Below are 12,381 nucleotides of genomic sequence, written 5' to 3'. Positions count from 1 at the left end.
TACCTCCTAGTTTTTAATGCGTGTTACTTTAGTAATATTCGGTAGAGTTGACATTTCATCTAAAATGGATTTGTCGATATTTTGGTCAACTTCAATAACCATTAATGCCATATTGCCACGTTCTTTTCGTGAAACTTCCATATGACCAATATTAATATTATAACCTGCTAAACAGTTTGCAACCGCCGCTATACAGCCTGCTCGGTCATCATGCACAACTAGAATTGCCGGCATACCCCCAGATAACCGAAGTGGGAAACCATTTAATTCTATAATTTCAATACTTCCCCCGCCTATCGAAATACCTACCATCGACATTTCTGATTCATCGTTTCCAATTACTAGGCGCGCTGTATTTGGATGTTCTGTATGCGCTGTTTCTGGAATAAATTCAAATGTTAAGTTAGCTTTTTCTGCATCAGCAAAAGCCGTTTTTATGCGTTCATCAAACGTATCGTAGTCTAGTAGACCTCCGATAATTGCAACATCTGTCCCATGCCCTTTATAAGTTTCTGCAAAAGAGCCATATAAATGTATTTTCGCCCATTTTGGTTGGCCCCCAAACAAGTCACGTGCGACGCGACCAATTCGTGCTGCACCGGCTGTATGTGATGAGGATGGCCCAATCATAACCGGGCCTATAATATCGAATACCGATGTGTATTTCATAAAAAAACTGCCCCCTTGCTTAATCGTTGTTAGTCGTAACACCATTCTACATGATAATTTAAGACTATACCAAGTATTTGATACAGCGCAAAAAAGTAGCACACTCTAATAGCGCGCTACTTTTGAATAACTGTTTAATTTAAATACCACAATTCCCGAAAAAGCTTTACGGTACTCTTTATTCAACAGAAAGAATAAATGGATATAATGGTTGTTTACCGTTATGAACTTCCACTTCAACATCTGGATAGTTTTCTTCGATAAAGCTTGTAAATGTATTAACTTCTGATTCAGCTGCATCTTGTCCATAAAGAACTGTTACGATTTCCGAATCCTCATCAATCATTGATTGAATTAAAGTTTCTGAAGCTGATGCTAGTGAAGTTGTTGCTTCCACAATTTTACCTTCAGAAATAGCCATAAAGTCGCCTTTATGAATTTCAACGCCATCAATAGAAGTATCACGAACAGCAAATGTCACTTGTCCAGTTTTCACATGAGCAAAAGCCGATGTCATATTTGCTTTATTCTCTTCAACTGAAGCATCAGGATTAAACGCAAGAACTGCTGCCATTCCTTGAGGCACTGATTTTGTCGGTACGACCGCAGCTTCAATGTCTAACACTTCAGCTGCTTGCTCTGCTGCCATTACGATGTTTTTATTATTCGGTAAAATTAGTACGCGTTCTGCACCTACTGCTTTAATGGCGTTAACGATATCTTCAGTTGAAGGATTCATTGTTTGTCCTCCCTCGATAACATAAGAAGCGCCAACACTTTCAAGAAGCTCAGCAACACCCGATCCCATTGCCACTGTAACAATTGCATATGGATGTTTTTTCTGTACTTTTTTAGCTGATTCATTAGTGTGACCTTCGCCAACGATGTCTGTATGTTGCTGACGCATATTGTCGACTTTCACTTTAATCAAGCTACCAAATTGGTGTCCGTATGCAATTACTTCACCTGGTTGTTCAGAGTGAATGTGAATTTTCACGACTTCATCATCTGAAATGACCAGTAAAGAATCTCCATAATGACTTAAATCTTCACGGAATTTTGCTTCATCAAAAGATTTACCACCTAATTTCTCGTCTTCGAAACGAACCATAAATTCAGTACAGTAACCGTACACAATTTCTGATGTATCCATGAAGTCTTGTACTTTATGATGTTCAGCATTTACTAAATCGTCCATTGAAGATGCTACAGTTTTTTCTGGAAGTGCTTCACCTTTAAGTGATGCTATAAAGCCTTCATAAACAAATACTAAGCCTTGTCCACCACTATCGACTACTCCAACTTCTTTCAGCACTGGTAGTAATTCAGGTGTGTTAGCTAGTGATGCTTGCGCTGCTTTGACTAACTCTTCCATCACAACGATGATATCTTGTTCTGTTTTGGCTACTTCCACAGCATGAGCTGCAGCTTCTCTTGCAACCGTTAAAATAGTACCTTCTACAGGTTTCATAACTGCTTTATATGCAGTATCCACGCCGTATTGGAATGCTTGCGCGAATTGGATGGCATCGACTGTAGCTTCTTTTTCGATTGCTTTACCAAAGCCTCGGAATAGTTGAGATAGGATAACACCTGAGTTACCACGCGCTCCCATTAATAATCCTTTTGATAAGGCTTGGGCTGTTTTACCGATATGTTCCACAGCATTTGCTTCAGTTTCCTTTGCACCTGATGTCATCGATAAATTCATATTTGTACCTGTATCGCCATCTGGCACAGGGAATACGTTTAAAGAATCCACATAATCTGCATTTTGGAATAGGTGATGTGATCCCATTTGCACCATTTCGGCAAATTTAATCCCGTCTAATGACTTCATTTGAATGAGTTCCTCCTCTTACACGTTCGCTACGCGAACACCTTGCACATAGATATTGACTGATTTCACTGCCATTCCGAGTGTTTTATCTAGTGTATATTTTACTTTTGATTGGACTTGATATGCTACTTCAGAGATTTTAGTGCCGTAGCTAACAATTACATACATATCAATATGTAAATCTTCGCCCTGTTGGCGTACAAGAACACCTTTCGCAAAATTCTCTTTGCGTAAAATGTCTGTTAGTCCATCACGAATTTGGTGTTTACTTGCCATACCTACAATGCCGTAACATTCAAGAGCGGCTCCACCAGCCATTTGTGCGACAACATCATTAGAAATATCAATGCTTCCGAATTCGTTTTTTAATTCAACTGACATAAAAATGCCTCCTGACTCCATTTTGACTAACTCTTATTGTACTATACAAAATTCGATTATAAAAGAAAACCTATACATTCGTCTAGTATAGACTGTAAAGGTTTTTTTCTTGAAAGTCTATCGAAATCAGTTGCAATGCATAAAAGTGTATGTTAAATTATTAAAGTATGTGAAATACCGAACTGAAATTATAATCTTTCAGCTTCTTTTTGTGAGGAGGGAATATAAAAATGCCAAAAAAATGCGTAATTACTGGACGTAGAACTCGTTCCGGCAACGCTCGTTCCCACGCAATGAACGCTAACAAGCGTACATGGGGTGCAAACCTACAAAAGGTCCGTATTCTAGTTGACGGTAAACCGAAACGTGTATGGGTTTCTGCACGAGCTTTGAAATCAGGAAAAGTTGAGCGCGTATAATGCACTCATAATAAATGCCAGGTTGACTTATCGTCACCCTGGCATTTTTTCTTTTTTCTTTCTCTGTTTAGATTTAGCTGTAGCAGTTGCTGATGCTGATGCTGATGTTTCTTTTTGAAATGCTTGTAAACAAACCCTTGCAAATCCACTGACGAATTTTGGCAATTGGAACGTGTATACCTTCAACTCTCCACTCCTCGCTAGTCATCTATACTTCTTATCATTAAGCATATGCCTGCTGTGAATGAAATAGACGCGATTCCGTCAGATATTTCATTACTCGTAAAACGAGAGGTTCCTACTTCAATTACTTCATTGGTGGTTTCATATAAAACACCGCGCAACGTCATATTCTCTACAGGGCCTTTGAATGCAAAGAAGGACATATATTTATAATGATCATCCTGTACCATTGTATGTTCACCAGGGAGTAAAAATTGTAGTTCATTTGAACGATTTACTATTTTAATATGTAGTTGTGGATATGCTAATTGTAAGCGGTATACTGTGTGTAAATTTGCTTCGTAATGATCTAAACGTCCACCTGTTACGCCAGTAATATATACTGTAGTTGGCTCCAATGATAGCGCTTTAATAATTGCGAGTTCAGTATCTGTCTCATTCTTTTCAGGTGAGTAACGTTCAATATGAGGTACTCGCTCGGAAATTTCTTGCCATTCTTCATTTGTTATCGAATCAAAGTCGCCAACAGCCATATCTGGAACAATTCCTCTGTTTAATAAATACATCGTCCCATGGTCTGTTCCAATGAAAAAAGCATCAGAAAACGAAAGCAAGAAATCGTTGGACACGATCTCTTGCTCAGGACCTCCAGCGCAAATCACAATAGTTTTCATTGGATTGCTTGTTCTCCAGCTAATTGAATCTCTTGTAAAGCTTTTGAACGATCTTCTTTACCGTAAATCGCCGATCCTGCTACGAATATTGTTGCACCGGCTTTTGCGCATGGAATAATTGTTTCTGTATTAATACCACCATCGATTTCAATTTCCACATTCAAGCCTTTTTCTTTAATAATTGTTGAAAGTTGTTCAATTTTAGGCACTACCGAATGGATGAATTTTTGTCCACCAAAGCCTGGATTAACTGTCATGAATAACACCATATCAATATCTTCTAAAACATGTTGAATTGTTTCGATAGGTGTATGAGGATTTAATACGACACCTGGTTTCACACCATGTGAACGAATTAATTGGATTGTACGATGTAAATGACGGCATGCTTCTACATGTACTGTAATATAGTCTGCACCGGCTTTTGCAAAGTCTTCGATATATTGGTCTGGATTTTCAATCATTAAATGTACATCAAGTGGTAGATCTGTTACCGGACGTAGCGCTTCCACTACGATTGGGCCCATTGTAATATTCGGTACAAAATGTCCGTCCATTACATCGATATGAATTAATTTTGCGCCTGCTGCTTCAACTTCTTTTACTTCATCAGCTAATTTTGAAAAATTAGCAGCTAAAATAGATGGTGCGATTTTAATCATCGTTAGTACCTCGGCTTTCTATCAATTATTTCTTGCAAAAACTGCAGGTAATGATCATAGCGATACTGCTTAATTTCTTTGTTCTCTACTGCAGCTTTCACAGCACATTTTGGTTCTTTTAAATGTAAACATCCACGAAATTTACAATCCTCTGATAAACGTTGTAATTCCGGGAAACAAGATGTTAATTCTTCTTTTTCAAGTGTATCGAAATCAAAAGAGCTAAATCCAGGTGTATCAGCAATTAATCCGCCAGCTAGTGGGATTAATTCAACATGTCTTGTCGTATGCTTCCCTCGTCCTAGCGCTTCTGATATTACCCCGGTTTTTAATTCTAATGATGGCATAATTGTATTCAACAAAGTGGATTTCCCAACACCAGATTGTCCTGCTAATACAGTTGTTTTACCTTCTAAAACCTGTTGAATTTTCACCAGTATTTCTGGATCTCCTTTATAGGTTTGAATCATTTCATAACCTATTTCTTGATAATCTTTAATATACTGTTGAATACCATCATTTTCTTCAGAAGTTAATAAATCTGTTTTTGTTAAGCAAATAATCGGGTGGATATGGAAAGACTCTAATGCTACTAAGAATTTATCCAATAATATTGTATTAAAAGCTGGTTCCTTGGCTGAGAAGACAAGAATTGCTTGGTCAATATTTGACACCGGTGGGCGTACTAGCTCATTATGCCGATCATGAACGGCGGTGATCGTACCATCATTGTCTCCTTCAACTACAAAGTCCACAAAGTCACCAACAAGTGGTGAAATACCTCTATTTCGGAATACACCGCGACCGCGACATTGAATCAGTTCACCATCTGAGTGAACATAATAAAATCCACTTAACGCTTTTCGGATTTGACCTTTCGCCATGCGATTCCTCCTTATCGTGATTTTTCCATTTTTTCTAATTGTTCATAAGTTATTGTCTCATCAATAATTATTTTATCATCACGGACAATACGATAAATTGCTTTTTGTCCTTCTTCAACTTCTAATGGAAGTCGTATTTTTTTTGAATCATAAATGTTAAACTGCTGATCAACATCTGCAATTGAGCGTGTACGATCTTGGATGTAAATCCGGATTTCTTGCTCCTTACCCTCTTCTTCAGGGTCGTATGGAATATCAATTGTAGCATTATAAAGTTTTACTTGTTTTTGTTGTGGTCCTTTTGAAATAACTACATTTATTCTAGAGCCAACACTAGCCATATTACCCGCTTGAGGAGTTTGAGAAATAACTTGTCCTTTTGGAATGGTTTCTGAGTAATCCTCTTTTGCAATATGGACGTTAAAACCAGATGATTTCGCATAACTATCTAGAGCTGCTCTATCATATCTTTCTAAATTTCCAACTTGTGCCTGCTCAAGCCCCTCACTAACAGTAAAAACGAGAATAGTGTCTGCTGGTACGACCTCATCACTCGCATCAGGTGTCTGATCTAAAATAGTTCCCGGTGCTTGATCAGAGTGCTTAGGTTTTGTTTCAATGTCTTTAAACTTATACTTGGCTAGTATTTTTTTTACTTGTTCTATGTCACGGCCTCTATAATCGATCAATGAGATTTTTTTCTGTCCTGAACTTACCATGATATCGATTTCTGAACCTTTTTTCAGCTCTCTACTAGCAGCCGGATTCGTTGAAATAACATGCCCTTCCTCAATATCTTCAGAAGTTTCTTCAGTTTGTCTACCTATCTCAAAGCCCTTCTCTTCAAGTAAATCAATGGCCTTAACTAACTCTTGTCCAGCAACATCTGGAACTTCTACTTTCTTTTCTTGGAATAGATTAGGGAATAGGACTAGGACTAAGATAAACAATAAAAGAAAAGTAATAATACCACTAACAAGTAGTAGTAATTTTCTTTTCTTGGATTTCTTTTTACCGCCCTTTTTTTCCTTCTTTTTATTATCTTCTACCACTGGTATTGCCTTTGTCTTTTCTATGTCCGCATTTTGAATCATTTGGGACTTCGTAATGGCCGGCATTGCTTTTGTCTCATCATGGTCAACAGGAGGCATAAATTTGGATTCATGACTTCGATTCTCTTCAAGAACTGTAGATAAATCTTCCTGTAGTTCCTCAACAGTAGAATAGCGGTGTGCAGGGTCTTTTGCAGTTGCCTTAAAGACTACGTTTTCTAAGCTTTGTGGGATAGAGGGTACAATAGCACGTACTGAAGGCGTTTCAGATTGTAAATGCTTCAGTGCAATTGCCACTGCTGATTCACCCATAAACGGTAGCTTGCCTGTTAATAATTCATAAAGCACAATTCCCAAAGCGTAAATATCCGATTTTTTAGTTGCTGTACCTCCACGTGCTTGCTCAGGTGACAAATAATGGACTGTGCCTAAAACCGAATTTGTTTGTGTAAAAGATGTTGCTGTTAATGCAATAGCAATACCAAAATCCGTAATTTTCACATTACCTTCTTGATCCATTAAAATATTCTGTGGCTTAATATCACGATGAACAATTTGATTTTGGTGAGCATGTGCAATAGCTGACGTTAATTGCTCCATTATCATGACACATTTCACCGGTGATAACGGCGCAAATTCCTGTATGTATTGCTTTAAAGTTTTGCCTTCAACGTATTCCATAACCAAATAATGCATATCAGCATCTTCACCAACATCGTAAATACTTACAATATTAGGGTGTGTAAGGCTTGTGGCAGATAATGCCTCTCTTTGGAAACGTCGATGAAGCTCCTCTTCATCGGAAAAGCTATATCGTAGTACTTTAATTGCTACATCTCTATCTAAAATCATATCGTGTGCAAGATAAACATTGGACATACCGCCGCCGCCAATCCATTCAAGAACTTTATAACGGCCACTTAATCTTTTTCCAACAAGCATTCTTACACCTCCTTCATATTATCTGCAAACAAAATAAGCGAGATATTATCTTCTCCGCCATGTTCATTTGCCAGTTGTATCAGTTGGTCACCCTTTTCCTGAATAGGTAATGGCAGATGAATAATTGCTTGCATTTCTTGTTTAGTTAATTTGTTACTTAGACCATCTGAACAAACTAATAAATATGAATCAGAAACGAATTGCACCGAATAAAAATCTGGTGCAATCGTCGCTTCTGTTCCTAAAGATTTAATGATGTAGTTTTTCTTAGGATGACTTTCGGCTTCTTCTTCACTAATTTCCCCATTATCGACGAGTACATTCACATAAGAGTGATCTCTTGTAATAAGTTGCAAATTAGTTGCAGTGCTGAAATACACACGACTATCTCCGATGTGACAAATAATACATTCGCCTGCATCAATCAAAACGGCTATTAAAGTTGTTCCCATGCCGTGACAATTTTCGTGTGATAAAGAATATTGATAAATCGATTCATTGAGTTCTTGAACAGAAGCTAATAGCCATTCTTTTTTCAATTCAGTTGATTGAAATGCCTCTGCATCTGCTTGCAAAAATAACTGTTCAAATCCAGAAACTGCCATACCACTAGCTATATCTCCAGCATTGTGTCCACCCATACCATCAGCGACAATGGCAATTTTATATGCATCTTCGCGTTCAATGAATATAGCCCGGTCCTCATTTACCGTCCTTTTCCTTCCAATATCACTCGCTACTATATATTCCACAGCCAGTCACCCCATTAATTCGTCGTTTCTTGCTTTCTCTCCTTCGCACGTAATTGACCACATGCAGCATCAATATCTGAACCGTGCTCGCGTCGAATCGTTACATTAATACCATGATTTTTTAATGTTTTTTCAAAAGAGAAAATATCATTTTTTGGTGTACGTACATAGTCACGTTCTGGAACATAGTTTACTGGAATCAAGTTCACGTGACATTTAATACCTTTGATTAATCTTGCTAATTCTTCAGCATGTTCTACTTGGTCATTGACTCCGCCAAATAGACCATACTCAAAACTAACTCGACGACCTGTTTTCTCAGTGTAATAACGAATTGCTTCAATTAGATCTGGCAATTTGTACGCTTTTGCTATTGGCATCAAACGTAGACGTAATTCTTGGTTAGGTGCGTGTAATGACAAGGCAAAATTAATTTGTAATTGTTCATCTGCAAATTTATAAATTGAAGGAATAATACCACTAGTTGATACTGTGATATGGCGCGCACCAATGTTCAATCCTTTTTCATGATTAATGACTTTTAAGAAGCTCATCATGGCATCGTAGTTATCAAACGGTTCACCGATTCCCATAATCACGACATGACTTACACGTTCGCCAACTTCATCTAATGCTTTTTGAACGTTGACAACTTGTTCAACAATTTCACCAGCTAATAAATGACGTTTTAATCCTCCTAAAGTAGATGCACAGAATGAACATCCGATACGACAGCCCACTTGTGTCGTTACACAAACAGAGTTCCCATATTCGTGACGCATTAACACCGTTTCAATTGAATAGCCATCTTGTAATTGGAACAAGAACTTGATGGTACCATCTTTAGATTCTTGTTTGATTAAAGTACTTAATGTACTAAGTTCAAAGTCGGCAGCTAATTTATCACGTAATTCTTTTGATAAGTTAGACATTTCATCGAATGTTGTTACACGTTTTATATATAACCAGTCAAAAATTTGGCCAGCACGGAACGGTTTTTCACCGTTGTCCTTTAACCAGGTTTGCATTTCTTCTGGTAATAATGAATAGATCGATTGGCGTAACTGTGGTTTTTCTTTTTTTACTCTTACTGGTTTTTGTATTTCTTGATCCATTAGTTTGTAAATTCTCCTTTTTTCCTAAAGGCAGCAACGAAAAAGCCATCACTGCTAAAGTCTTGTGGAAAGACTTGCATCATTCCGTTTGTTTGAAGCTCTTTTAGTACGTCTGGCACATTTGGTACAGGTTCAAGTTCCATATCCGGATGTTTTTCTAAAAATGTAGAAACAGTTCCATCGTTCTCAATTTTATCAACTGTACAAGTACTGTAAACCATTTTGCCTTCATTTTTTAATAATTCGTAAGCTGAATCCAGTAATTGTAATTGTATTGGTTGTAGTGATGAGAAATCTTCTTCTTTTTTTGTATATTTAATATCCGGTTTACGTCTAATAACACCTAATCCACTACACGGTGCATCGACTAAAATACGATCAAATGATTGCTTTTCAAATTGCTCAGTTGCTTTTCTACCATCTAATACTTGTGCGTCAATAAGAGTTAGACCTAGTCGTTCTGCATTGCTCTTAATAAGCTTAAGTTTATGAGCATGTAAATCAGTTGCGATTAACTCGCCTTCGTTTTTCATTTTCTCAGCAATATGTGTTGTTTTCCCACCCGGTGCAGCACACATGTCTAATACTCTCATTCCTGGCTCTACTTGCAAAGCGTAAGCCGGAATCATAGAGCTTTCATCTTGTATGGTAATTAGACCATTTTTGTACGATTCTGTACGAGCAGCTTGACCAGTTAATAAATGCAAGCATTCCGGCAAAACTTTACTACGCACAACTTCAAATTTCTCGCCCCATAAGCTTTCAAGCGCTTGATCTGTCGTTACTTTTGCTGTATTTACTCGAATAGTTTGTTGTGGAGGTAGATTATTTTCAAATAACATATCAGATGTTTTTTGAATGCCGTAAGCTTCTACATAACGGCGTACTAACCAGATCGGGTGACTCGTTTCAATAGAAAGCCGTTCAATGGGATCTTTAATATTCGTCGTATCTCTAATTCCGTCACGTAAGACTGATCGTAAAATGCCGTTTACCGTTTTAGAGACACCTTGATGGCGTGCTCGGTGTTTTGCAATCTCAACGGCTTCATTTACTGCTGCATGGTCAGGAATTTTAGATAGGTATGCAATTTGATATAAAGACAAGCGTAGTAACCATCTCACCCAATCATCCAATTTCCCGCGAACAAAAGGCTCTAAATAATAATCTAAAGTCATTTTGTATTGAAGTGTACCGTAAGTAATTTCCGTTAAAAGAGCACGGTCTTTCGGCTTAATATTATATTTTTCAATTGTTTGATGAAGAAGTAAATTACTATATGCTTGCTGTTTATCTACTGCAAGAAGAATAGTTAATGCTGCGTCGCGAACATTACCATCCCAAATTTTATCTTTCTTTTTTGTCATTCAAAACGGTCCCCAATCTGTAATTTTGACCCGGTACCTCTTAAGTAATCCATCGCAGTCATACGCTTTTTGCCAGCTGGCTGTAAATCTAAAATATTTATTGCTTCTCCGTTACCTGTTGCCACTGTAAAATATTCTTTATCAATTGCAATAACAGTACCAGGATCTTCACTATGTTTTTTATCCGACTTTTGCGCCCACCAAATTTTAACATTATCACTATTCAATTTCGTATAAGCTACCGGCCATGGATGTAAACCTCTTACTTGGTTATAAATTTCTGTGCTATTTTGCTGCCAATTGACTAGCTCCTGATCACGTGAAATATTATGAGCAAAAGTCACTTTTGCTTCTTCTTGCGGGATGCGATCATTAGTACCTTCGATAATAGAGGGTAACGTTTCTTTTAGTAGGTCGCGACCGATAATACTTAATTTATCAAACAATAGACCTGTATGATCTTGCTCGTCAATAGTGAGTTCTGCTTGTGAAATAATATCACCTGCATCAAGTTTAACTGCCATATACATTATCGTAACACCCGTTTTTTCTTGCCCATCGATTAAGCATTGATGAATAGGTGCACCACCTCGATAAGCTGGTAGTAATGAAGCATGAACATTCACACAACCAAGTCTCGGTGTATCTAATAATTCCTTCGGTAAAATTTGACCAAAAGCCGCTGTCACGATCAAATCAGGATTTAAAGCTATGATTTCTTGCAACTCTTCAGACCCACGAAGTTTCTCTGGTTGAATTACCGGTAACCCTAAACGAACGGCCTCTTCTTTGACAGGTGGTGGCGTTAACACACGTTTACGACCAACAGGACGATCCGGTTGTGTTACGACTGCTTTAATATCGTACCCTTCTTCATGAAGCATACGTAAAACTGGTACCGAAAAGGCAGGCGTCCCCATAAAGACAATGGAAATCATTCCTGTTCCTCCTCTGCTTCGGCCATGGCATCTAATTCTTCAAGCGTATAAATACGCGTAATTTTTTTATCAAATAACACACCAAACAAATGGTCAATTTCATGTTGAATCACACGTGCGTCAAAGCCGGCTGCCTCAACTTCATACCATTCTCCATTACGGTCTTGCGCTTTAATATGGACATAATCAGGACGTTCTACATCACCATAAAGTTCTGGAAAACTCAAACATCCTTCAATCTCTAGAGCAGAACCATCTGTAGCTAAAATCGTTGGATTAATGATTTCCAGAATGGCTCTTTCCTCGCCCATTTCTACAACTGCCGCTTGAATGCTTTTATTTACTTGAGGTGCTGCAATGCCTACACCATCATGCTCAAGCATTGTGTCATACATATCATCAAGTAATTTTGCAAGCTCTGCATCAAATTTAGTAACAGGCGCTGCTTTAGTTTCTAACACTTTTGCTGGATTTTTTACAATTTCTAACAATGCCATAATGCC

At 37.8% G+C, this 12,381-nt stretch carries 14 protein-coding genes; 1 reads left to right on the top strand and 13 read right to left on the bottom strand.

Features of this window, described 5'->3' with window-relative positions:
• Positions 1-6: 6 nt before the first annotated feature.
• The 3 genes from sdaAB to ACQKM9_RS02585 all read right to left on the bottom strand — a co-directional run bounded on the left by sdaAB (position 7) and on the right by ACQKM9_RS02585 (position 2,890).
• Positions 7-669 carry an L-serine ammonia-lyase, iron-sulfur-dependent subunit beta gene (gene sdaAB / locus ACQKM9_RS02595; RefSeq protein ID WP_427732382.1) on the bottom strand — a complete coding sequence of 221 codons (663 nt, stop codon included), beginning with the start codon at positions 667-669 and terminating at the stop codon, positions 7-9.
• Positions 670-847: 178 nt separating this feature from the next.
• Positions 848-2,509: a DAK2 domain-containing protein gene (locus tag ACQKM9_RS02590; protein WP_427732381.1), complete on the bottom strand. Its 1,662-nt coding sequence runs from the start codon at positions 2,507-2,509 to the stop codon at positions 848-850.
• Between the two features lie 18 nt (positions 2,510-2,527).
• Positions 2,528-2,890, bottom strand: a complete 363-nt coding sequence (locus ACQKM9_RS02585) for an Asp23/Gls24 family envelope stress response protein (protein WP_427732380.1) — start codon at positions 2,888-2,890, stop codon at positions 2,528-2,530.
• A 230-nt stretch (positions 2,891-3,120) separates the two neighbouring features.
• Between ACQKM9_RS02585 and rpmB the strand changes: the two genes are divergently transcribed.
• Positions 3,121-3,309 carry a 50S ribosomal protein L28 gene (gene rpmB, locus ACQKM9_RS02580; protein WP_038183978.1) on the top strand — a complete coding sequence of 63 codons (189 nt, stop codon included), beginning with the start codon at positions 3,121-3,123 and terminating at the stop codon, positions 3,307-3,309.
• A 33-nt stretch (positions 3,310-3,342) separates the two neighbouring features.
• Here rpmB and spoVM read toward each other — a convergent pair whose 3' ends face one another.
• From spoVM to def, 10 genes are read right to left on the bottom strand one after another with little or no spacing between them, the layout of a single operon-like run.
• Positions 3,343-3,495 (bottom strand): stage V sporulation protein SpoVM, encoded by a 153-nt coding sequence (gene spoVM / locus ACQKM9_RS02575; protein WP_427732378.1) that lies wholly within the window; start codon positions 3,493-3,495, stop codon positions 3,343-3,345.
• Between the two features lie 14 nt (positions 3,496-3,509).
• Positions 3,510-4,166 carry a thiamine diphosphokinase gene (locus ACQKM9_RS02570; RefSeq protein ID WP_038183976.1) on the bottom strand — a complete coding sequence of 219 codons (657 nt, stop codon included), beginning with the start codon at positions 4,164-4,166 and terminating at the stop codon, positions 3,510-3,512.
• Positions 4,163-4,828: a ribulose-phosphate 3-epimerase gene (gene rpe / locus ACQKM9_RS02565; protein ID WP_427732376.1), complete on the bottom strand. Its 666-nt coding sequence runs from the start codon at positions 4,826-4,828 to the stop codon at positions 4,163-4,165. Before rpe ends, ACQKM9_RS02570 begins: the two co-directional genes overlap by 4 nt.
• Positions 4,829-4,830: 2 nt before the next feature.
• Positions 4,831-5,712 carry a ribosome small subunit-dependent GTPase A gene (gene rsgA / locus ACQKM9_RS02560; protein ID WP_427732374.1) on the bottom strand — a complete coding sequence of 294 codons (882 nt, stop codon included), beginning with the start codon at positions 5,710-5,712 and terminating at the stop codon, positions 4,831-4,833.
• A gap of 11 nt (positions 5,713-5,723) precedes the next feature.
• Entirely contained in the window at positions 5,724-7,706 is a 1,983-nt protein-coding gene (gene pknB / locus ACQKM9_RS02555) for a Stk1 family PASTA domain-containing Ser/Thr kinase (protein ID WP_427732372.1), read from the bottom strand.
• 2 nt (positions 7,707-7,708) lie between these two features.
• On the bottom strand, positions 7,709-8,458 hold the full coding sequence (locus ACQKM9_RS02550) for a Stp1/IreP family PP2C-type Ser/Thr phosphatase (RefSeq protein WP_427732370.1): 750 nt from the start codon (positions 8,456-8,458) through the stop codon (positions 7,709-7,711).
• A 14-nt stretch (positions 8,459-8,472) separates the two neighbouring features.
• Positions 8,473-9,573 (bottom strand): 23S rRNA (adenine(2503)-C(2))-methyltransferase RlmN, encoded by a 1,101-nt coding sequence (gene rlmN, locus ACQKM9_RS02545; protein WP_427732368.1) that lies wholly within the window; start codon positions 9,571-9,573, stop codon positions 8,473-8,475.
• The gene (gene rsmB / locus ACQKM9_RS02540; protein WP_427732366.1) at positions 9,573-10,940 is read right to left on the bottom strand and encodes a 16S rRNA (cytosine(967)-C(5))-methyltransferase RsmB; all 1,368 of its coding nucleotides are present in this window, start codon (positions 10,938-10,940) and stop codon (positions 9,573-9,575) included. The genes rlmN and rsmB overlap by 1 nt, the downstream gene beginning before the upstream one ends.
• On the bottom strand, positions 10,937-11,878 hold the full coding sequence (gene fmt / locus ACQKM9_RS02535) for a methionyl-tRNA formyltransferase (RefSeq protein ID WP_427732364.1): 942 nt from the start codon (positions 11,876-11,878) through the stop codon (positions 10,937-10,939). The genes rsmB and fmt overlap by 4 nt, the downstream gene beginning before the upstream one ends.
• Complete coding sequence (def, locus tag ACQKM9_RS02530) at positions 11,875-12,375, bottom strand: peptide deformylase (protein ID WP_427732362.1); 501 nt, start codon at positions 12,373-12,375, stop codon at positions 11,875-11,877. Before def ends, fmt begins: the two co-directional genes overlap by 4 nt.
• Between the last annotated feature and the right edge of the window lie 6 nt (positions 12,376-12,381).

Source organism: Viridibacillus sp. NPDC093762 (assembly GCF_050279675.1).
In the GTDB taxonomy this organism is placed as follows: Bacteria; Bacillota; Bacilli; order Bacillales_A; family Planococcaceae; genus Viridibacillus.
The sequence above is the reverse complement of the archived record's forward strand: the minus strand, read 5'-3'. Positions and strand labels throughout refer to the sequence as shown.

What these genes read in the sequence shown, in the direction of transcription:
- rlmN (WP_427732368.1), bottom strand. Translation starts at nt 9,573, where the DNA reads ATGGATCAAGAAATACAAAAACCAGTAAGAGTAAAAAAAGAAAAACCA.
- pknB (WP_427732372.1), bottom strand. Translation starts at nt 7,706, where the DNA reads ATGCTTGTTGGAAAAAGATTAAGTGGCCGTTATAAAGTTCTTGAATGG.
- rsgA (WP_427732374.1), bottom strand. Translation starts at nt 5,712, where the DNA reads ATGGCGAAAGGTCAAATCCGAAAAGCGTTAAGTGGATTTTATTATGTT.
- rpmB (WP_038183978.1), top strand. Translation starts at nt 3,121, where the DNA reads ATGCCAAAAAAATGCGTAATTACTGGACGTAGAACTCGTTCCGGCAAC.
- rpe (WP_427732376.1), bottom strand. Translation starts at nt 4,828, where the DNA reads ATGATTAAAATCGCACCATCTATTTTAGCTGCTAATTTTTCAAAATTA.
- rsmB (WP_427732366.1), bottom strand. Translation starts at nt 10,940, where the DNA reads ATGACAAAAAAGAAAGATAAAATTTGGGATGGTAATGTTCGCGACGCA.
- ACQKM9_RS02585 (WP_427732380.1), bottom strand. Translation starts at nt 2,890, where the DNA reads ATGTCAGTTGAATTAAAAAACGAATTCGGAAGCATTGATATTTCTAAT.
- sdaAB (WP_427732382.1), bottom strand. Translation starts at nt 669, where the DNA reads ATGAAATACACATCGGTATTCGATATTATAGGCCCGGTTATGATTGGG.
- ACQKM9_RS02590 (WP_427732381.1), bottom strand. Translation starts at nt 2,509, where the DNA reads ATGAAGTCATTAGACGGGATTAAATTTGCCGAAATGGTGCAAATGGGA.
- def (WP_427732362.1), bottom strand. Translation starts at nt 12,375, where the DNA reads ATGGCATTGTTAGAAATTGTAAAAAATCCAGCAAAAGTGTTAGAAACT.
- fmt (WP_427732364.1), bottom strand. Translation starts at nt 11,878, where the DNA reads ATGATTTCCATTGTCTTTATGGGGACGCCTGCCTTTTCGGTACCAGTT.
- ACQKM9_RS02570 (WP_038183976.1), bottom strand. Translation starts at nt 4,166, where the DNA reads ATGAAAACTATTGTGATTTGCGCTGGAGGTCCTGAGCAAGAGATCGTG.